The 18,517-nt window shown below is 61.2% G+C and carries 23 protein-coding genes; 9 read left to right on the top strand and 14 right to left on the bottom strand.

All coding sequences use genetic code 11. The annotated features are described in order from the left end of the window. Window positions 1-2 precede the first annotated feature (2 nt). The 10 genes from flgJ to flgB all read right to left on the bottom strand — a co-directional run bounded on the left by flgJ (window position 3) and on the right by flgB (window position 8,105). Window positions 3-1,157 carry a flagellar assembly peptidoglycan hydrolase FlgJ gene (gene flgJ / locus CAG18_RS16415; protein ID WP_039612680.1) on the bottom strand — a complete coding sequence of 385 codons (1,155 nt, stop codon included), beginning with the start codon at window positions 1,155-1,157 and terminating at the stop codon, window positions 3-5. A gap of 11 nt (window positions 1,158-1,168) precedes the next feature. Then, the gene (locus CAG18_RS16410) at window positions 1,169-2,278 is read right to left on the bottom strand and encodes a flagellar basal body P-ring protein FlgI (protein WP_015271237.1); all 1,110 of its coding nucleotides are present in this window, start codon (window positions 2,276-2,278) and stop codon (window positions 1,169-1,171) included. Window positions 2,279-2,290: 12 nt separating this feature from the next. After that, complete coding sequence (flgH, locus tag CAG18_RS16405; RefSeq protein ID WP_015271238.1) at window positions 2,291-2,986, bottom strand: flagellar basal body L-ring protein FlgH; 696 nt, start codon at window positions 2,984-2,986, stop codon at window positions 2,291-2,293. A gap of 50 nt (window positions 2,987-3,036) precedes the next feature. Next, on the bottom strand, window positions 3,037-3,822 hold the full coding sequence (gene flgG / locus CAG18_RS16400) for a flagellar basal-body rod protein FlgG (RefSeq protein WP_015271239.1): 786 nt from the start codon (window positions 3,820-3,822) through the stop codon (window positions 3,037-3,039). Window positions 3,823-3,869: 47 nt separating this feature from the next. Then, complete coding sequence (locus CAG18_RS16395) at window positions 3,870-4,610, bottom strand: flagellar basal body rod protein FlgF (RefSeq protein ID WP_015271240.1); 741 nt, start codon at window positions 4,608-4,610, stop codon at window positions 3,870-3,872. A 273-nt stretch (window positions 4,611-4,883) separates the two neighbouring features. Further along, a complete protein-coding gene (locus CAG18_RS16390) occupies window positions 4,884-5,069 on the bottom strand; it encodes a hypothetical protein (protein WP_015271241.1) in 186 nt (61 codons plus the stop codon). Window positions 5,070-5,141: 72 nt separating this feature from the next. Continuing rightward, entirely contained in the window at window positions 5,142-6,497 is a 1,356-nt protein-coding gene (gene flgE / locus CAG18_RS16385; protein ID WP_015271242.1) for a flagellar hook protein FlgE, read from the bottom strand. A gap of 31 nt (window positions 6,498-6,528) precedes the next feature. Next, window positions 6,529-7,233 (bottom strand): flagellar hook assembly protein FlgD, encoded by a 705-nt coding sequence (flgD, locus tag CAG18_RS16380; RefSeq protein ID WP_003257261.1) that lies wholly within the window; start codon window positions 7,231-7,233, stop codon window positions 6,529-6,531. Between the two features lie 15 nt (window positions 7,234-7,248). Continuing rightward, window positions 7,249-7,692, bottom strand: coding sequence for a flagellar basal body rod protein FlgC (gene flgC / locus CAG18_RS16375; RefSeq protein WP_003257260.1), 444 nt, complete (start codon window positions 7,690-7,692; stop codon window positions 7,249-7,251). 2 nt (window positions 7,693-7,694) lie between these two features. Next, on the bottom strand, window positions 7,695-8,105 hold the full coding sequence (flgB, locus tag CAG18_RS16370; RefSeq protein WP_085721198.1) for a flagellar basal body rod protein FlgB: 411 nt from the start codon (window positions 8,103-8,105) through the stop codon (window positions 7,695-7,697). 114 nt (window positions 8,106-8,219) lie between these two features. Between flgB and CAG18_RS26640 the strand changes: the two genes are divergently transcribed. The 3 genes from CAG18_RS26640 to CAG18_RS16360 all read left to right on the top strand — a co-directional run bounded on the left by CAG18_RS26640 (window position 8,220) and on the right by CAG18_RS16360 (window position 10,465). Continuing rightward, on the top strand, window positions 8,220-8,423 hold the full coding sequence (locus CAG18_RS26640) for a hypothetical protein (RefSeq protein ID WP_143492664.1): 204 nt from the start codon (window positions 8,220-8,222) through the stop codon (window positions 8,421-8,423). Window positions 8,424-8,490: 67 nt separating this feature from the next. Beyond that, entirely contained in the window at window positions 8,491-9,837 is a 1,347-nt protein-coding gene (locus CAG18_RS16365; RefSeq protein WP_085721197.1) for a DUF6861 domain-containing protein, read from the top strand. A 10-nt stretch (window positions 9,838-9,847) separates the two neighbouring features. Beyond that, a complete protein-coding gene (locus CAG18_RS16360) occupies window positions 9,848-10,465 on the top strand; it encodes a GAD-like domain-containing protein (protein ID WP_085721196.1) in 618 nt (205 codons plus the stop codon). 116 nt (window positions 10,466-10,581) lie between these two features. On the opposite strand, the gene cheR is transcribed toward CAG18_RS16360, so the two are convergent. Both cheR and CAG18_RS16350 read right to left on the bottom strand, forming a co-directional pair. Next, entirely contained in the window at window positions 10,582-11,409 is an 828-nt protein-coding gene (cheR, locus tag CAG18_RS16355) for a protein-glutamate O-methyltransferase CheR (protein ID WP_085721195.1), read from the bottom strand. A gap of 52 nt (window positions 11,410-11,461) precedes the next feature. Continuing rightward, complete coding sequence (locus CAG18_RS16350; RefSeq protein WP_039612677.1) at window positions 11,462-12,391, bottom strand: chemotaxis protein CheV; 930 nt, start codon at window positions 12,389-12,391, stop codon at window positions 11,462-11,464. Window positions 12,392-12,468: 77 nt separating this feature from the next. Here CAG18_RS16350 and flgA point away from each other — a divergent pair, with 77 nt between their 5' ends. The 5 genes from flgA to CAG18_RS16325 all read left to right on the top strand — a co-directional run bounded on the left by flgA (window position 12,469) and on the right by CAG18_RS16325 (window position 15,739). Further along, the gene (gene flgA, locus CAG18_RS16345; RefSeq protein ID WP_015271246.1) at window positions 12,469-13,221 is read left to right on the top strand and encodes a flagellar basal body P-ring formation chaperone FlgA; all 753 of its coding nucleotides are present in this window, start codon (window positions 12,469-12,471) and stop codon (window positions 13,219-13,221) included. Window positions 13,222-13,385: 164 nt separating this feature from the next. Continuing rightward, window positions 13,386-13,700 (top strand): flagellar biosynthesis anti-sigma factor FlgM, encoded by a 315-nt coding sequence (gene flgM / locus CAG18_RS16340; RefSeq protein WP_015271247.1) that lies wholly within the window; start codon window positions 13,386-13,388, stop codon window positions 13,698-13,700. Between the two features lie 49 nt (window positions 13,701-13,749). Beyond that, complete coding sequence (locus tag CAG18_RS16335) at window positions 13,750-14,217, top strand: flagella synthesis protein FlgN (protein ID WP_015271248.1); 468 nt, start codon at window positions 13,750-13,752, stop codon at window positions 14,215-14,217. Between the two features lie 80 nt (window positions 14,218-14,297). Then, entirely contained in the window at window positions 14,298-15,041 is a 744-nt protein-coding gene (locus tag CAG18_RS16330) for a flagellar brake protein (protein WP_003257255.1), read from the top strand. Window positions 15,042-15,160: 119 nt separating this feature from the next. Then, the gene (locus CAG18_RS16325; protein WP_015271250.1) at window positions 15,161-15,739 is read left to right on the top strand and encodes a hypothetical protein; all 579 of its coding nucleotides are present in this window, start codon (window positions 15,161-15,163) and stop codon (window positions 15,737-15,739) included. Window positions 15,740-15,795: 56 nt separating this feature from the next. Here CAG18_RS16325 and CAG18_RS16320 read toward each other — a convergent pair whose 3' ends face one another. Further along, the gene (locus CAG18_RS16320; protein ID WP_015271251.1) at window positions 15,796-17,136 is read right to left on the bottom strand and encodes an MFS transporter; all 1,341 of its coding nucleotides are present in this window, start codon (window positions 17,134-17,136) and stop codon (window positions 15,796-15,798) included. Between the two features lie 250 nt (window positions 17,137-17,386). Between CAG18_RS16320 and CAG18_RS16315 the strand changes: the two genes are divergently transcribed. After that, complete coding sequence (locus CAG18_RS16315; RefSeq protein WP_102085138.1) at window positions 17,387-17,971, top strand: hypothetical protein; 585 nt, start codon at window positions 17,387-17,389, stop codon at window positions 17,969-17,971. A 24-nt stretch (window positions 17,972-17,995) separates the two neighbouring features. Here the strand turns inward: CAG18_RS16315 and bkdR are convergent, their stop codons facing one another. Then, complete coding sequence (gene bkdR, locus CAG18_RS16310) at window positions 17,996-18,481, bottom strand: Bkd operon transcriptional regulator BkdR (protein ID WP_012273540.1); 486 nt, start codon at window positions 18,479-18,481, stop codon at window positions 17,996-17,998. Between the last annotated feature and the right edge of the window lie 36 nt (window positions 18,482-18,517).

Below are 18,517 nucleotides of genomic sequence, written 5' to 3'. Positions count from 1 at the left end.
CCTTAAAGTTTCGTTGCGGTACCGAGCATTGCGTAGTGCTCGTACGACTTCATCTGTCTTGCGATCTGCGAGATCTTGCTGGCGTAATTCGGGTCGGTGGCGTACCCGGCCTTTTGCAACTCTTGCACGAACTGTTCTGGTTTATCGGCGGCCTTCACTGCATCTTGATAGCGCGAATTGTTCTGCAGCAGGCTGACCAGGTCGTGGAAGCTGTCCTGATAGGAATCGTAGGAGCGGAACGCCGCCGTCTCCTTGACGAACTGGCCATCGCGGAACTCGCTGGTGATCGCCCGCGCCTCGCCACCTTCCCAGTTGCCGGTTGCCTTGATGCCGAACAGGTTGTGGCTGCTGCTGCCATCGGTGTTGCGCATGACCGACTTGCCCCAGCCGGTTTCCAGGGCGGCCTGTGCCACCAGGTAGCGTGGGTCGATACCGATGCGCTTGGCCGCCTGCTCGGCCATCGGCAGCATGGTGGCGACGAACTCGTCACTGTCGGCAAAGGCCTTTTTCGGTGCCAGCGGCGGCTGAGCCACGGCGCGTCCGAGGATGCGTAGGCCGTTGTCCGGCACGGCAAAGGCCTTGGCCACCTGCTGGCCGTCACGGGCCGGCACGGCTGCGGTATTGGTGCTGGCCGCCGACGGCACGATGCCGGCCATCAGGCGGTCGGTGAGCTTGCTCGGCAGCGCCAGGCGTCGCGAATTGAGCGCGGCGACGTCGTTGCGGGTGGCGGTCGACTGGGCGGCATGCACGGGCTCGGCCACCTTGTTGCCCCACAGCGTCGGGGCATTGCCCTCGATGCGCGGAAACGGGCTGGTGTTGGCCGGCGTGCCCTTGTTCTTCGACAGCTGGCGCACCAGTACGTCCTGCAGCCCGATACCGCCGCCTTCGCGGGACATGCTCACGGCCAGCTGCTGGTCGTACATGTCGCGGTACTGCTTCACCGTTTCGGTGTTCATCGGGTTGTCGTCGGCCAGCACGTCGCTGGCCTTGCGCGAGGCCTTGAGCATTTCGCTGATGAACAGCGACTCGAACTCCTGGGCCACCTTGCGCACGTTGGCGTCGCTGTCGCGATCGCCATGCTTGAGCGAGCTCAGGCGGTTGAGGTCGGTGTAGGCGCCGCTGTCGGCGCTGCCGGAAACCAGGCTTTTGCTGTTCATCCGCGCCGTCCTCAGATCACGATCAGGTCGGCCTGCAGGGCGCCGGCCTGTTTCAGGGCTTCGAGGATGGCCATCAGGTCGCTGGGCGCTGCGCCCACCTGGTTCACCGCACGGACGATTTCATCCAGCGTGGTGCCCGGGCCGAACTTGAACATCGGCTTGGCTTCCTGCTCGGCGTTGACCCGCGAGCGCGGCACCACGGCGGTCTGCCCATTGGAGAACGGCCCCGGCTGGCTGACGATCGGGTCTTCGGTAATGGTCACGGTCAGGCTGCCGTGGGTCACCGCGGCCGGCGACACCTTGACGTTCTGGCCAATGACGATGGTGCCGGTGCGCGAGTTGATGATGACCTTGGCGACCGCCTGGCCCGGGTCGATCTCGAGGTTCTCGAGGATCGACAGGTAGTCCACGCGCTGGCTCGGGTCCATCGGCGCAGTGACCCGTACCGAACCGCCGTCCACGGCCTGGGCCACGCCCGGGCCGAGCAGGTCGTTGACCTTGTCGACGATGCGCTTGGCAGTGGTGAAGTCGGGGCGGTTGAGGTTCAGGGTCAGGCTGTTGCCCTGGTTGAAGCCGCTCGGCACTGCACGCTCGACGGTAGCACCGCCAGGGATACGACCGGCCGACGGAACGTTGACGGTGATCTTCGAACCGTCACGGCCCTCGGCATCGAAGCCGCCCACCACCAGGTTACCCTGGGCCACGGCATAGACGTTGCCGTCGATACCCTTGAGCGGGGTCATCAGCAGGCTGCCGCCGCGCAGGCTCTTGGAGTTACCGATCGAGGACACGGTAATGTCCACCACCTGGCCTGGCTTGGCGAACGCCGGCAGGTCGGCATGCACCGACACTGCCGCAACGTTTTTCAACTGCACGTTGCCGGAGCCGGCCGGCACCTTGATGCCGAACTGCGACAGCATGTTGTTGAAGGTCTGCAGGGTGAACGGCGTCTGGGTGGTCTGGTCACCCGTGCCATTGAGCCCCACCACCAGGCCGTAACCGATCAACTGGTTGGAGCGCACGCCAGAAATGCTGGCGATGTCCTTCAGGCGCTCGGCCTGGGCGCCGAAGGCACAGGACAGGAGCAGGGTTGCGGCAATCAGCTGCCTCACGTTGAACATGGTCATCCGTACTCAGAAAGGCCAAAGCGGGCTGATGAAGAAGCGGTCCAGCCACCCGGGCTGGCTGGCATCGGCGAACGAGCCGGTACCGGAATAGGTGATGCGCGCGTCGGCCACGCGAGTGGACGGCACGGTGTTGTCGGTGGCGATGTCGTCGGCGCGGATCATGCCGGCGATGCGCACCAGCTCTTCGCCGGTGTTCAGGGTCAGCCATTTCTCGCCGCGCACGGCGATGATGCCGTTGGGCAGCACTTCGGCCACGGTCACGGTGATGGAACCGGTCAGGGTGTTGCCCTGAGTGGCCTTGCTGTCGCCCTTGGTGGCGCGCTCGCCGCTGTAGCCGGCCTCCAGCGACAGGTCACCACTGCCGAACGGGTTGTTGGTGTTCGGCGTAGTGCCGAACAACGATGTCAGGCCGATGTTGGCGTTGCTGTTTTTCTGGATCTGCGAGCCGGCGTTCTTGCTGGCCGATGTGCGCTCGTTGAGGGTGATGGTGATGATGTCACCCACCCGGAACGCCTTGCGGTCGCTGTACAGGTTCTGCTCGAAGCCGGCCTGGTAGATCGAACCGTTGTTGGCCGCTGCCGGCAACGGGGTGCGCGGCAGTACCGGCGCGTAGTACGGGTCGTTGGGCTTGGGCGTCGGCGCGACGCAACCTGCCAGCAACACCGCCCCCCCCAGGGCGAAAACGGACAACAGACGATTCATGACGCTTACCTCACGGGTGCAACGGAGTGACGGGGTTAGAGCTGCCTGCTTCAGAGCTGTTGAGTAACGAACGACAGCATCTGGTCAGCCGTGGAAATGACCTTGGAGTTCATCTCGTAGGCACGCTGGGTGGTGATCATGTTCACCAGCTCTTCCACGGTGCTGACGTTGGAGTTTTCCAGGGTCTGCTGCAGGGTGGTGCCGAAACCGTTCAGGCCCGGGGTGCCGACTTGCGGCGCGCCACTGGCGGCGGTTTCGAGGAACAGGTTGTCGCCAATCGCCTGCAGGCCGGCCGGGTTGATGAAGTCGGCGGTCTGGATGTTGCCGATCACCTGCGCAGCCGGGTTGCCGGCGGTGGTGATCGACACGGTGCCGTCCTGGCCGACGGTGAAGGTCTGCGCGTCGTTCGGCACGACGATGGCAGGTTCCAGGGCGAAACCGTTGGCGGTGACGATCTGGCCGTCGGAGTTCAGGTGGAAGGTACCGTCACGGGTATACGAAACGGTGCCGTCCGGCTGCAATACCTGGAAGAAACCACGGCCGTTGACCGCCATGTCCAGCGGGTTTTCCGTGGTTTGCAGGCTGCCGGTCTGGAAGTTCTTCTGGGTGCCGACGATGCGCACACCAGTACCGACCTGCAGGCCGGAAGGCAGCTCGCTGTCCTGGGTGGACTGCGCGCCCGGCTGGCGTTTGATCTGGTACAGCAGGTCCTGGAACTCGGCGCGATCACGCTTGAAGCCGGTGGTCGAGACGTTGGCCAGGTTGTTGGAGATGACCGTCAGGTTGGTGTCCTGGGCGGACAGGCCGGTTTTAGCGACCCAAAGAGCCGGAAGCATGTAAGTTCTCCTCGTGCGCCTGTTTTACGGCACTCGTTCAAAAGTGATTAGCCGATTTGCAAAACACGCGCCATGGCTTCGTCGCCTTCCTTGGCCGCGTTCATCATCTTCACGTGCAGTTCGAATTGACGGGACAGCGCCAGCACCGAGGTCATTTCTTCCACGGCGTTGACATTGCTGCCTTCCAGGAAGCCCGACACCACCCGCACGTTGACGTCGGCGTCTGCCGGCTGGCCGTCGCGGGTATGGATCAGGCCATCCAGGCCCTTGGTCAGGCCTTTGGTATCGGGGTTGACCAGCTTGATGCGGTCGACTTCGGCCATCACGCGCGGGTCTTCCCCCATGGAGCGGATGCTGATGGTGCCATCGGCGCCGACTTCGACCTTCTGCTCTGGCGGAATCGCAATCGGGCCGCCGTTGCCGATCACCGGCATGCCGTTGCCGGCACGCAGCACACCAAGGGCATCGATGTTCAGGCTGCCGGTGCGTACGTAGGCTTCACTGCCATCGGGCGCCTGCACGGCGATGAAGCCCTTGCCGGTCACCGTCACATCCAGATCGCGGCCGGTTTCCACCATCGGACCTTCGCTGAAGTCGGTGGCCGGGCGCTCGGTCATGGCAAAGGCGCGCGACGGAAAGCTGTCGCCGAACACCGGCATCGAGCGGGCCTGCTCCAGGTCTCGCTGGAAACCGTTGGTGGAAATGTTCGCCAGGTTGTTGGCGTGCGCCTTCTGGGCCAGCGCATTCTGGCTCGCGCCGGTCATGGCCACGTAAAGCATCTTGTCCACAGTCATCCTCCATTGCACTGGCGGTCGTTTGCCGCTCGCCGTTGCTATGCGAGCTAGAAAGCAAGTTCCGAACCAACTTTGCGAAATCATGAAAAAGCCCGTGGATACGGGCTTTCGAGGGGGCAGTCGACGTGTTGGACGCCGGTTATCCGGCGCTTGGTTGCCGATGACGGCAAACCTGTACCGGCCTCTTCGCGGGTGAACCCGCTCCCACAGGCACAGCGCGACACCTGTGGAGCGGGTTTACCCGCGAAGAGGCCAGTACAGGTTTATTCAAGGCTCGCGGCAAGCGCCGTTGCTGTAGGGGCCGGCGAACTTCTTCCAGCCATCCCCCGGCGGCCATTGCGAGCAGACCAGGCGCCCGTCCACCTGGCTTTCCCAGCGCCACCAGGGCGCGGTACCGGCCTGGGCCTGGTACAGGCAGAAAGCAGCGACCAATGTGACAACCAGCCTTTTCATGACTCCTCCGGCAAAGACGACGAACCCCTTCATGACAAAGGGGTTCGCCCACATACACTCAGCCAGCAACCATCAGGCCATCTGGATGACGGTCTGCATGATGGTGCTTTCAGTGGAGATAGTCTTGGCGTTCGCCTGGTAGTTGCTCTGCGCCTTGATCAGCTCGACCAATTCCTGAGTCAGGTTCACGTTCGAGCCTTCCAGCGCGTTGGACTCGACGCTACCCAGGGTACCTGTCTTCGGTGCATCGATGCCTGGGATGCCGGAGGTGTAGGTTTCGGTCCAGCGGGTACCACCAATCTGCTGCAGGCCCTGCTCGTTGGCGAAGCTGGCCAGGGCCACCTGGCCAATGGCGCGGGATTGCTGGTTGCTGAAGCTGGCGAACAGCACACCCGTCGAGTCGATGCTCAGGCTCGACAGGATACCGGTCGCGTAGCCGTCCTGAGACTGCGACATGCGCGCGGTCTCGGTGTTGTAGGAAGTGGTGCTGTTCATCGCCAGGCGCATGCCATCGGCATTGCCTACCGCGCCATTGGAGATCCAGTTACCCGCAGAATCCTCCACCGCCGGCACCCAGCCAGTCATGGTGAAGGTATTGTTGGTCACGGTGAACGACGAGCCCGCCGGGTGCCCGGTATTGTCCGCAGTCATGCTCTTGACCGAGCCATCGCTATTGAAGCTGATGGTGCCAGTCAGCGGCACGGTGGAGGATGGGGAAAACGGGTTGCGCCCATCGACCAGGGTGTACATGGTCCACTCATTGGTGCCAGTCTTGCGATAGAACTGCTCCATGGTGTGCTCGTTACCTTGGCTGTCGTACACCTTGGTCGGGAAAGACTTGGTGTAAGTCGTCTGATCGGAAGGATCGAACGGCAGGTTCGGCACCATCACGCCAGTGCCATCGTCCACTTCCAACGGGATGTCGGCGGCCGAAGAATTCAGGTTGATGCCCTGGTCGATCAGCGATGTTGCCTTTGGCTGCAGCGCCGACGTATCGATCTGCAAATCGGTCAGCACGCCCTTCTGGATCTTGCCAGTCGAGTCGGCGGCATAGCCCTGCAGGCGCAGGCCGTCCGAGGTAACCACGAAGTTGTCCTTGCTGGCCTGGAAAGCACCCGCACGGGTGTACACGCGCGAGCCGTTATCGGACAGCACGAAGAAGCCCTGCCCCTGGATCCCCATATCCAGCACGTTGCCGGTGGTGTTGACGTCACCCTGGGTGAACTGCTGGGAAACCGCTGCAAGGCGCACGCCGTTACCCACCTGGTTCTTGCCAACACCCAGGCGGTTGGAACCTGCATAGACATCGGCGAACTCGGCACGCGACGACTTGAAGCCATTGGTGTTGACGTTGGCGATGTTGTTGCCGGTGACATCCAGTTGCTTGTTTGCTGCGTACAGACCGCTAAGGCCGATATTGAAAGACATGAATTCGCTCCTTTTGCCGCTCTAGCGGGCCTTAGATACCGATGGTTTGCACGTCGGAGAGGGACACTTTGCCAACACCGGCGAGGTTGAGCACCATTTCGCCAGCGGCACTGAAACTGACGCTGGTCACCTTGGCTGGCAACAGCGTGTTCATCTGCACCGACTTGCCATCCACCGTGGTGGTGGCAGTGAAGGTGTAAGTACCAGGGTCGACTTTCTCACCACTGCTGTTGGTACCGTCCCAGATGAAATCGGCGTAACCGGCTTTCTGCTCGCCCAGCTCGATGGTCTTGACGGTATTGCCGTCCTTGTCCTTGATGGTGATCTTCGCTTCGCCGATGGCTTGCGGCACGACGAACTGCGCATTGAAGCTTTCTGCGGTGTCGACCACGGCCTTGTCGTTCTGCACTACCACCGAACGCCCGACCAGCGACGACGCCTGCAGGGCCTGGGACGAGGCCATGGCGCTGGTGATGGAGTTGACCGATTCGTTCAGCGAAGTAATGCCTTCCAGGCTGCTGAACTGCGCCAACTGGGCAACGAACTCACCGTTGTCCTGTGGGTCCAGCGGGTTCTGGTGCTGCATCTGGGTGACCAGCAATTGCAGGAACGCGTCCTTGCCGAGCGAGTCGTTGCCGGTCTTGGATGCGGTGTCCGTGGTCTTCTTGGTGCTGGTGCCTACACCCGACGCCGCGAGCACGTCGTTGAGGTTCACACCGTTGGTATCGATTGCCATGCTCTGGTTTCCTTATCACTGACCGAGGGTCAGGACCTTCTGCATCATGGCCTTGGCCGTATTCATCAGCTCGGCGTTGGTCTGGAACGCGCGGCTGGCGGAGATCATGTCAGCCATCTCTTCAACCACGTTGACGTTCGGGTAGTAGACGTAGCCGTCCTTGTTCGCCGCCGGGTGGTTGGGCTCGTAACGGGCCTCCAGATTGCTCTGATCCTCGACGATGCCTTTTACCTGCACGCCCTGCCCTGCTTCGCCCTGGTCTTCGAACAGCGACTGGCTGCCGCCGGCCTGTGCGTCCTGGAAGGTGGTGGCGAACACCGGGTGGCGGGCGCGGTAGGTCTGATCGATGCTCGAAGAGACGGTCTCGGCGTTGGCGATGTTGGAAGCAACGGTGTTCAGGCGCGTGTTCTGCGCACTCATGCCGCTACCGGCAATGTTGAAGACACTGGAAAGGGACATGGTCATTCTCCCCGCAGGGCCGAAACCAGCCCTTTGAATTTACTGTTGAGCAAGGTGAAGCTGGCCTGGAAGCCGACGGCGTTTTCGGTGTAGTTCGATTGCTCGATCTGCGCGTCCACGGTGTTCTGGTCGATCGACGGCTGCGTTGGCGTACGGTACTTGAGGGTATCGTCGACCATGGCCAGGCCCTCGGCCTCGATATGGCGGCTGTTGGTACGATCGAGGCTGAAACGGCCGGCGCTCTGCTGCTTGTCGCTCTCGGCAGCGAGCACCGATGCGAAATCCATGTCGCGCGCCTTGTAGTTGGGCGTGTCGGCGTTGGCGATGTTGTTGGCCAGCACTTCGGCGCGCTGGGCGCGGAAGCCCAGGGCCTTTTCGTGAATACCAAGCGCCTTGTCGAAGCTGATGCTCATGTCGGGGAAACCTTCGGAGGTTGACCGGAATATCGTTGGGCAAGGTATAGCAAGGGCTGTGCCAACCAACAGAAAGCCCGGAAATACGGGCTTGCAGGGCAAGGTGCTGTCAGAGTGATGCCAGAAAAGCGGCAAAGGCCTTCCGCCTTCGGGCGCGAAAGCGGCAATTGCTGGGCGGCAAAAGCGGCAAAACAAAAAATTGACGTCAATGAGCAGCCATCACCACCAACCACGGACACCTGCCCCGCCCTCCCACAGCACATACACCTGAACTTCGCCGAATATGCCGGGAATGAAGTCGCCTTTTCCTACAGCTGACTCAGAAACCTCCGATCCGAATCCATGATGGGATTTCCCCCTGCACACGCTGTCAGGGAGACACCTCATGTACCTGGATTACCTTGTGCCCTCCTGGCACGAGATCGAGTCACGTGTCATCGCCATGGTGGGCTACCAAAGCGGTGGCCAGTTCCGCACCAGCCTCAATGAAGAGGTCGCCTCGCTAGGCCTCAACCTGCGCCGGATCGAAGCCGTCCGCACCGCCTTCTACCACGCCGAGTGGCAGGCGGCGCACATGCTGCGCCAGCGCTTCGCCGACCTCGACATCAACAGCATCGTCGACGAACTGCTGATGGTCGTGCGGCAGATGGCGATGATCGTCGCCGGCAGCACCATTACCGGTGGCCTGCTTGGCGCGGGGGTTGGCGCATTCGCCGGCGGCGCCGGAACCATTCCGTTCGCCGGCGCGGGCGCGGCCATGGGCCTCAAGGTCAGTGGCTGGATCCTCGGCGCGCTGGGGCTGGCCTCCATCGCCGAGTTCTTCATCGAGGGCTTGCCGCGTATCGGCGAGTACTACGTCGACGGCATTCGCTTCGCCTGGAAAGGCACCTGCGGCAATGAAGGCACGGGCCCGTTCTGCCGGGACGACCCCTATGCGATATCCCGGGCCACGCATCAGATTGCCCAAGGTCATGTGGAGGTCGTGCTGCTGTTGTTGGGGGCGATCGTGTCGTACCTCACCCGCGGCCGCGGCGATGCCCGGGTGCTGGCCCAGGAGATGGCGGCCAGCCGCAAAGGTGCGCGGCTGGGGCAATGGATGCTCAAGCATGAAGAGGGCTTGAAGAAACGGCCGGACCTGCAGGCGCCGGAGCGGCGCAAGGGGGCGGTGAGTGAGCCGCAACCGATGCAGCCTGATCGGCCGGCAGGAAAAGACAAGGAGCCCTCGACAGGGAAGCCCGGTAGCATGCCGTTGCATACCGTGGCGTGCTTCAAGGCCGACAAATTGCCACCCGCCAAGCATGGCGAGTTTGAACGGCAGTTGAAAGGGCAGCAGGAAGGGTTGAACCGGCTGACGGTTGAGGAGTTTCTCGAGAATATTGCCAACCCCGTAAAGCGGAGCCCTAGCGCGGCAAAAAGAGCGCGCAAAGAGCTGGAAGAAGCACTGACCCAGCGACTGGAAGAAGAGTTACAGGAATCAATGGGATATAGAGCTGCAAAAGCAGAAGCAGCTAAGAGGGCAAAGAAAACCATGGCAAGCCTTGCAGCCCTGCATAACCCTGACCTTGTAGTCGGCGGGAAAGATGTCATTGCTGATTTTGGAGATCGGCAGGTCAACTCAAGTATCGGACCACAATGGAAGACCAAGGTCGAGAACCTAAGAAATGCCGCAGCGGCAGTACCAGAATCCTCTCGTGGCAGAACGTTGATAAATGTAAATCTTCACAAATGCTAGGAGACAATAAATGGATGAGGCTTTTTCTGTTTTTCTAGAAGAGTTTGGCAATACCATAGAGCGCCGAGAAGTCCCAGTATCGAGCATTCAGCGCTATCGCGGGACACTGCCTGATCAGCTACTGGAGTATTGGAGCGAGCATGGATGGTGCGGTTATGGCGATGGGATTTTCTGGATGGTCAACCCACAGGAGTATAATGGCGTTGTAGCATCCTGGCTTGAAGGCACCGCGCTCGAAACCCTCGACAACTATCACGTGATTGCCAGAAGCGCCTTTGGAGACTTGTACCTCTGGGGAGAGAAGACAGGCGCATCACTCAAAATCACGAGCGTGCTTTCGCGCTACAGAGTTCATAACTCCATTTACGTTGGAGACAAAATGAACAAGGGGGTTAAGGCCTTCATGGCATCCAAGCGGGTAGATACCAACGACTACGGCGACCTATTCAAGCCGGCTCGACAAAAACTTGGCCAGCTAGGCCCTGACGAGATGTATGGTTTCACCCCCGCCATCATGCTTGGCGGCCCTGATAATCTTGAACATTTGGCGAAAGTAAAAATTGTGGAGCACTTGATGCTTCTATCGCAAATATCCGAACTCAAGCCATTTGCCCTTTCCGACTTTTAGGCAATTTATCTACAAGCACAGCCTTCCCGCATCGACCAACATTGGACCAAGCGCCGCCAGGCGCTTGGGACCCACTCCTGATTACCGCAAAATTTCATCTCACCGAGATAGCCGACTCACTTCGCCTGGTAGATGATCCCCGGACTGCACTGCACCATCTGGTAATGCTCCGGCAGCCCGTTCAGCGCCTCGGAAGCCCCGAGGAACAGATACCCACCCGGCTTCAAGGTACTGTGGATACGCAACAGAATGTCCTTCTTCACCTGCGCCGAAAAATAGATCAGCACGTTACGGCAGAACACCACATCGAACTTGCCCAGGCTGGCATAGCTGTCGAGCAGGTTGAACGAGCGGAACTCGACGCGGCTGCGAATCGCCGGCTTGACCGCCCAGCGCCCCGGCCCCTTGGTGTCGAAGTAGCGCTGCAGGCGCTCCTGGGACAAGCCTCGGGCAATCGCCAGGCTGTCGTACTCGCCGGTCTTGCAGTTGGTCAGCATGGTGCCGGACAGGTCGGTGGCAACGATCTGCGCGCCCATCTTCAACTGGCCGAGGTTGCTACGCTCGAACTCGTCGATGGCCATCGAGATGGAATACGGTTCCTGCCCCGACGAACAGGCCGCCGACCACATGCGCAGGCGCTGGCCGGGGTTGTTGCGGATGAACTCGGGGATGACCTTGTTCTTCAGCACCTCGAACGGGTAGGTATCGCGAAACCACAGGGTCTCGTTGGTGGTCATGGCATCGACCACCTGCTCGCGCAAACCGCCGCGCGGCTGGGCCTGGATGCGCTGCACCAGCTCGCCCAGGCTCTTGATGCCCTGTTGCTCCATCAGCTTGTTGAGACGGCTGGAGACCAGGTACTGCTTATTCTCGCCCAGCAGGATGCCACAGGCTTTCTCCAGGAAGACCCGGAACTGTTCGAAATCCAAATTACCCGTAGACACTACTGCCGCCTCTTTTAAATCACTGGTGCCGGGGGGCCTGCCCCCGGCTGCTTCAATGCGTTGCCTTGATCCGGTCGACCACCCGCTGGGCCAGGTCGTCCGGCTTGAACTTGGCCAGGAAGTCATCGGCACCGACCTTCTTGACCATCGCCTGGTTGAACACCCCGGAAAGCGAAGTATGCAGGCAGATGTGCAATTTTTGCATGCGCGGATCGCTGCGGATCTCCGCCGTTAGCGTATAGCCGTCCATTTCCGGCATTTCAATGTCCGAGATCATCATCAGGAACTCTTCTTCCGGCTTCTTGCCCTCATCCACCAGCTGGCGCAGGTAGTTCAGGGCCTGACGGCCGTCATTGAGCGCCACCACCTCGACCCCCACCGTCTGCAGGCAGCGGCTGACCTGCTTGCGCGCCACCGACGAATCGTCGACGGTGAGCACCCGCAGCAGCACGGCCTTGTCCTGCACCTCGGCATCGATCACCCCGGCCGACACCGACTCGGACGACGGCGCCACTTCGGCCAGCACCTTCTCCACATCGATGATCTCGACCATGCGGTTGTCCACCCGAGTGACCGCGGTCAGGTAGTGGTCGCGGCCGGTGCCCTTGGGTGGCGGATGGATCTCTTCCCAGTTCATGTTGACGATGCGCTCCACCGAATGCACCAGGAAGCCTTGGGTCTTGGTGTTGTACTCGGTGATGATCACGAAACTGTTGCGCGTGTCTTCCTGCAGCGGCCGCAACCCGGTGGCCATCGACAGGTCGAGGATCGGGATGGTCGCCCCGCGAATATTGGCAACACCGCGCACCACCGGGTGCGCCTTGGGCAGCAGGGTCAGCGCAGGGCATTGCAGCACTTCCCTGACCTTGAATACGTTGATGCCGTAAAGCTGCTCGCCATTGAGGCGGAACAGCAGCAATTCCAGGCGATTCTGCCCCACCAGCTGCGTGCGCTGGTTGACCGAATCCATAACACCTGCCATGCCAGACTCCTTTATGTTTCAGCCTTTCGTTGCAACTCAGTTAGCGAGTCGGCACGGGCTTTGCTTTTTTGAGCGCCATGTACACGAAAACGACATTTTTCCGACGATTGACGCGCCTGCTGACTGGCTCGCTGGCCATGCTGTGCCTTCTGGTGCCCGGCGTTCGCACGGTAGCGGACGCGTTTACCTTGCCTGAACAGCTTATCGGTGTCACTCAAGGGTTTCTTGAATTCAGCGTCGAAGATTATCTGGCCACCACCCAGACCGCCGGCCGTTACGAGATCCAGGTCAATCCGCTGGACCCGCGCCTGCGTATGCCGCTGTGCAGCCAGCAGCTGGACGCCTCGCTGGAAAGCCCGGCTCAGCCGCTGGGCCGCGTCACGGTGAAGGTACGCTGCGAAGGCTCAGCGCCCTGGACCGTGTTCGTGCCGGCCACCGTGCGGCTGTTCCGCGACGTGGTGGTGGTGACCCGGCCGCTCAAGCGCGACAACGTGGTGGGCGAAGGCGATGTGGCCCTGCGCGAGCGGGATGTCGGCACCCTGGGCCAAGGCTTCCTGACCGAACTGGAACAGGCGGTGGGCATGAAGATGCTGCGCCCCACGGTGATCGACCAGGTACTCACCCCGCAACACCTGGAACAGGCCGAGGTGGTGCGCAAGGGTGACCACGTGGTGATCATCGCCCGCAGTGGCAGCCTGAGTGTGCGCATGCCCGGAGAAGCCCTGAGCAAGGGTGGCCTGAGCGAACAGATCCGGGTGCGCAACCTCAATTCCAAACGGGTGATCAAGGCCAGGGTGACCGGCCCTGGGCAGGTCGAGGTAAGTATGTAGCCAGCCCACTGATTTGCGCTGGCGGTGAGGAACCGCTTTTCCTAAACTGTGTCAGAAAACGGGTTCGCGAGCTTGCTGACAGGCGGCTATGCATTTGTGCCTAAAGTTTCTTTCGGGTTGGCCGAAAACAAGGCAAGCGTCCAAATACCCAGAGGTTTCTGATCATGGTCATCGACTTCAGTCGTTTGAATAACTCTCCGTCCGTCACGGGCGGCGTGCGCGGCAACACCGCGTCCGGCAGCGCCGAAAAACCGGCAGCCAGCCAGGAAGCGGCAACCGCCACCAGCGCCAGCGGAGAAGCGGTACACCTCAGCCAAGAGGCCCAGCAGTTGCAGAAGATCAGCGACAAGCTGCGCGACGAGCCGGTGGTCAACAGTGCCCGTGTGGCCCAGTTGAAACAGGCGATCGCCGACGGCAGCTACCAGGTCGATGCCGGCCGGGTCGCCAGCAAACTGCTCGATTTCGAAGCCCAGCGCTGACCGTTCGGCGCGCTGACTTCACGGACGCTAGAAAAGCCAAGAGTTAGCCATGCACGACACCACCTTGCTGCAACTGATCGAAGATGACATTGCCCCTATGCAGGAACTGCTGGACCTTCTGCAAAAGGAAGCGGTCGCCCTGCATGGCCGCGACATGGCGCCACTGGAGAATATCCTGGCCCGCAAGCAGTCTTTGATCGTGCTGCTGGAGCAGCAAGGCCTGCGGCGCAACAACCTGCTTGCCAGCCTTGGCCTGAGCCCTGATCGCGCCGGAGTGGAGGCCGTGGCGGCACAATCGCCGAACGGTGAACTGCTGCTGCAGCAACTCGATGTGATCAGCCAGCTGATGCAAGCCTGCCAGCAGCTCAACGAGACCAATGGCCGGATCATCCAGGTGCAGCAGCACGTCACCAACAACCAGATCCGGATCCTCATGGGCGGCGATTCTCCGTCGCTCTACGACAGCCGCGGCAGCACCTCGCCGCTGGCCAAGCCACGGGCGCTCAGCCAAGTGTGATTTTTTCTATCAAGGCACGGAACATACTGGCAAAATGCCGTTAATTGCGTGTGTCGCTTTTGCCTGGAGAACGATAAGCCGTGTTCAATGAATCCGATGCCCCGCAGCCGCCAAAGGTGCTGAACACCCCTTTGGAGATTGCGGCCAACTTGCGGCAGCTGCAGGAAAGCCACGACCCCCTGATCATCACCTTCCACGACCGCAGCCAGCGCTTCCAGAGCTACGTGGTGCACGTGGACCGTGAAAGCAATACCCTGGCGCTGGACGAAATGATCCCGCGCGACGGTGAGAAGTTCATCGAGAACGGCGAACACTTCCGCGTCGAAGGCTTCCACGATGGTGTGCGCATCGCCTGGGACTGCAACCACGAGTTGAAGATCAGCGAAGTCGACGGTCACCGCTGCTACCGCGGCGCCATGCCCCTGGAAATGACCTACCACCAGCGCCGCAATGCCTTCCGCGCCGCGCTGAAACTGTCGCAGCTGGTCGATATCATCCTCGATGGCACCCACCTCAAGGGCAACGGCGCCCTGCGTGGCAAGCTGCTGGACATCTCCGCCACCGGCTGCAAACTGCGCTTCGAAGGCAATGTCGAGGATCGCCTGCAACTGGGCCAGGTGTACGAGCGTTTCAAGGCGGGGAACCCGCTGGGCCTGGTCGACACCATGGTCGAGCTGCGCCACCTGCATTACGAAGAGCGGATCAACACCACCTTTGCCGGCGTGCGCTTCCATAACCTTACCGGGCAGGCGCAGCGCAAGGTCGAGAGCTTTGTCTACCAGCTGCAGCGTGAGGCACGGCGCTTCGACAAAGACGATTATTGAGTGCAGGCCCACTGTGCGGGTGTAGCGCACAGCACCTGGGCGTGGTGCGCTTCCAGGTTACCTATGGCTCCGCGGCTGCTTAGTGTACTTGTACCCAAGCGACCGCCGAGGAGCCCACAATGATCCAAGCCAATTTCACCGCCGAACTCCACTGCCAGCATGGCCAGGTGGGAGTGGTCGACACCCCGCTGTACGTTCACCCCCTATTCTCCCTCGATCAGGATGGCTGGCTATGCACAGAGCACCAGCGCGGGGACAGCCCGAGCTTCAAGCCCATCACTTTCGCGTTCCGTTTCCTGAAGCACCAGGGCGAGCGAACGCACTATGCGATCAACGGCGCCGAGACCTGGGAATATTTTGGTTCGAGCCTGGAGCGCAACCGCAATGGCTGGGTAGGCTTTTATGCGACGCATATCGTTGGCCGGATCATCGGCAACGCCAATCTCGCAGAGGCTTTCTATGAGGCCATAGAGGGCAAAGGGCAATGGAAGATCGAAACGCTCAGCCCCTGGGACGGCCGCCTGGAAACAGCCGAAGAAGTGCCCTTCTACCTGCGTGACCTGAACGGTTACCGGGTGGCGCTGGCCAGGTCCACCTATACCCGGGACAAGGTCAAGCGCCATTACTGGTTCCTCAATGCCAGTACCAAAGAGGGCGAGATACTGGTCTTCAACCTGAAGAACATAAAGCCAGCCTGACTCGCCAGGGGCACCGGACATGACCGGCACCCTTCGAGGGGCAGGCCAACAGGCCGTCAGACCGCAGAGTTGATCTCGGCCTGGGGCTTGCCCTGCTCCTCATTCTGGCGGGGCTCGTCTTCGGTATCCTCCGCCGCCACCGGTGCCTGCATCACCTCCTGTACCGTCTGCTCATCCACCCGTGGGTCCAGCGCCGCCGACAGTGGCGAACCGGCAGCCGGCATCGCAACGTGGCCCAAAGGCGCATCCTGCACCTGGTGCAGCCCGGTGACCGCCTTCGGCCGAATGCGCCACACCAGCACCAGGGCAAAGAACACGAAGAAGGCATACAGCATCTGCGGGCCCAGCACCTTCATCAGCACGCCTGCCGCCAGCGGCCCGATACACGCGCCCACACCGTAGGTCACCAGCAGCATCGCGGTCAGCGACACCCGCCGCTCGCTTTCCACATGGTCGTTGGAAAACGCCACCGCCAGCGGGTACAGGCAGAACTGCAGCAACGAAATCACGAAGCCTATGCCGAACAGCAACTCCAGCGGAACGCTGGGCAGCATCGCCAGTGGCGCCGAGGCCAGCGCAAGCCCCACGGCCACGCTGCGGATCAGCACCGCCCGATCGTAGCGATCAGACAACCAGCCCAGCGGCCACTGCACCAGCAGGCCGGCAAAAATGCAGCTACCCATGAACAGACCGACCTGCTCGGTAGTCATGCCCTGACTGGAGGCATACAAAGGCGCCAAACCATAGAACGAGCCGACGATAAGCCCCGAACCCAGCACCGTGCTGAGCGACTGCGGCACCCGCTTGATGAAGAACTTCGGCTCCATCGGTGCCGGGCGCAACGGTGCGGGGTGAATGCGCCGGGTCATGGCCACCGGCACCAGGCACAGGGTGAAACACATGGCCACCAGCATCAGCAGCTCCAGGCCAAGCTGTGGGTGCACCACCAGGATCAGCTGGCCGAGCACCAGGCCCAGGTAAGAGGCGATCATGTAGCCGCTGAACACCGCGCCGCGGTGCTTGACGTCGGCCTGCTCGTTCAGCCAGCTCTCGATGACCATGTACTGGCACATCATCCCCAGGCCGACGATCATCCGCAGCCCGACCCAGGCCGGCAACCAGCTGGTCAAACCATGGCCGAGCACCGCCGCACCGACGATGCCAGCGCAAGTGGCGTAGGCGCGAATGTGCCCTACCCGGCCAATCAACCGGTGGCCGACCTTGCCGCCGACCGCCAGGCCAAAGTAGTTGGCCGCCATCAAGGCACCCACCCACAGGCTGTCGACATGATCGGCTGCCAGGCGCAGGGCCAGGTAGGTACTGAGCAGGCCCGAGCCGATCAACATCATCAGCGCGGCGAAATACAACGACTGAAACGGCTTCCAGATATTTCGCATAAGTCCCTTGCGGCTCCCGGGTCAGGTGGCGATGGGTTGCAGACAAGCATAAGGGCAAATGCCAGGGAATGAGTGCGGTGGCGAGTAAAATGCTGTTGCCGGGGCGCGTCCGGTGCAGGTCATGTCGCGATCAGGCCTGTACAGCAGGCTGACAGGCACCCACTTCCGTTGGCTGAAACGCATCCATGTCCCAAGTCGACAGGCAGTGCCTTAGCCTGGGCTACCGCCTCAGCAATCATCGGAGACTTACATGATAAGGGCCAATTTCACCGCTACACTTCATAACGTCCACCGTGGCCAGATCGTTGTTGCAGACAACAACGTACACCCAGTGCTTGGCCTGGATGAAGACGGCTGGCTGTGCACGACTGCCGCGCGCAGGAGCGTGCCACGCAGTGCAGATGAATTCCAACGACTTGCATTCCATTTCGAATTCATCGAGCACCGTGAAGACCGCACGCACTACTACATTACCTGCGCAGAACACTGGGCCTATATTGGCGCCAGGCTTGAAAGCAGTTCCAATGGCTGGCTAGGCCTGTATGGTACGCATGTGGCCGGGCGGGTCCGGGATGTGCTCAACGCCCCACATCCGTACAACCTGCTACGTACCCGGCCCTACTGGAAAATCGAAACGCTCCAGCCATGGGACGGCACAGTGGAGAGCGCCGACTTGGTTCCCTTCTACCTGCGGGACATGAACGGCTACCGTGTTGCGGAGTCGCTCTCGGACAACGTCCCGGTACTTGACCTGGGCCGCCAGTACTACCTCAACGCCAGCGAGCGTACCGGTGACGTGCTCGAATTCTTCCTGAGCGATATTCAGCTGACCTGACCAGCAAGCGCAGTACTCGGACGGCTACTCCCGCAAGGTCATGCCATTGGCCGGCAGCGGCAAGGCCGTCTTGTAGCGCACCTGCTTCAAGGCAAAACTGGAACGGATGTTGGCCACCCCTGGCAACCGCGTCAGGTAATCCAGGAACCGTTCCAGCGCCTGGATGCTGGGCAGCAGTACCCGCAACAGGTAGTCCGGATCGCCCGTCATCAGGTAACACTCCATCACTTCGGGCCGTTCGGCAATTTCTTCCTCGAAACGGTGCAACGACTGCTCCACCTGCTTCTCCAGGCTCACGTGGATGAACACGTTCACGTCCAGCCCCAACGCCTCGGGCGACAGCAAGGTCACCTGCTGGCGGATCACCCCCAGCTCCTCCATGGCCCGAACCCGGTTGAAGCAGGGCGTGGGAGACAGGTTCACCGAGCGGGCCAGTTCGGCGTTGGTGATGCGGGCATTTTCCTGCAGGCTGTTGAGAATGCCGATATCGGTACGATCGAGTTTGCGCATGAGACAAAATCACCGGTTTTTTGTGTTTATGCGGAA

Source organism: Pseudomonas sp. B22(2017), assembly GCF_002113105.1.
Classification (GTDB): domain Bacteria; phylum Pseudomonadota; class Gammaproteobacteria; order Pseudomonadales; family Pseudomonadaceae; genus Aquipseudomonas; species Aquipseudomonas asiatica.
The sequence above is the reverse complement of the archived record's forward strand: the minus strand, read 5'-3'. Positions and strand labels throughout refer to the sequence as shown.

Coding starts and splice junctions, on each gene's coding strand:
- flgJ (WP_039612680.1), bottom strand. CDS start 1,157: ATGAACAGCAAAAGCCTGGTTTCCGGCAGCGCCGACAGCGGCGCCTAC.
- CAG18_RS16410 (WP_015271237.1), bottom strand. CDS start 2,278: ATGTTCAACGTGAGGCAGCTGATTGCCGCAACCCTGCTCCTGTCCTGT.
- flgH (WP_015271238.1), bottom strand. CDS start 2,986: ATGAATCGTCTGTTGTCCGTTTTCGCCCTGGGGGGGGCGGTGTTGCTG.
- flgG (WP_015271239.1), bottom strand. CDS start 3,822: ATGCTTCCGGCTCTTTGGGTCGCTAAAACCGGCCTGTCCGCCCAGGAC.
- CAG18_RS16390 (WP_015271241.1), bottom strand. CDS start 5,069: ATGAAAAGGCTGGTTGTCACATTGGTCGCTGCTTTCTGCCTGTACCAG.
- flgE (WP_015271242.1), bottom strand. CDS start 6,497: ATGTCTTTCAATATCGGCCTTAGCGGTCTGTACGCAGCAAACAAGCAA.
- flgD (WP_003257261.1), bottom strand. CDS start 7,233: ATGGCAATCGATACCAACGGTGTGAACCTCAACGACGTGCTCGCGGCG.
- flgC (WP_003257260.1), bottom strand. CDS start 7,692: ATGTCCCTTTCCAGTGTCTTCAACATTGCCGGTAGCGGCATGAGTGCG.
- flgB (WP_085721198.1), bottom strand. CDS start 8,105: ATGAGCATCAGCTTCGACAAGGCGCTTGGTATTCACGAAAAGGCCCTG.
- CAG18_RS16365 (WP_085721197.1), top strand. CDS start 8,491: ATGTACCTGGATTACCTTGTGCCCTCCTGGCACGAGATCGAGTCACGT.
- CAG18_RS16360 (WP_085721196.1), top strand. CDS start 9,848: ATGGATGAGGCTTTTTCTGTTTTTCTAGAAGAGTTTGGCAATACCATA.
- CAG18_RS16350 (WP_039612677.1), bottom strand. CDS start 12,391: ATGGCAGGTGTTATGGATTCGGTCAACCAGCGCACGCAGCTGGTGGGG.
- flgA (WP_015271246.1), top strand. CDS start 12,469: ATGTACACGAAAACGACATTTTTCCGACGATTGACGCGCCTGCTGACT.
- flgM (WP_015271247.1), top strand. CDS start 13,386: ATGGTCATCGACTTCAGTCGTTTGAATAACTCTCCGTCCGTCACGGGC.
- CAG18_RS16335 (WP_015271248.1), top strand. CDS start 13,750: ATGCACGACACCACCTTGCTGCAACTGATCGAAGATGACATTGCCCCT.
- CAG18_RS16325 (WP_015271250.1), top strand. CDS start 15,161: ATGATCCAAGCCAATTTCACCGCCGAACTCCACTGCCAGCATGGCCAG.
- CAG18_RS16320 (WP_015271251.1), bottom strand. CDS start 17,136: ATGCGAAATATCTGGAAGCCGTTTCAGTCGTTGTATTTCGCCGCGCTG.
- CAG18_RS16315 (WP_102085138.1), top strand. CDS start 17,387: ATGATAAGGGCCAATTTCACCGCTACACTTCATAACGTCCACCGTGGC.
- bkdR (WP_012273540.1), bottom strand. CDS start 18,481: ATGCGCAAACTCGATCGTACCGATATCGGCATTCTCAACAGCCTGCAG.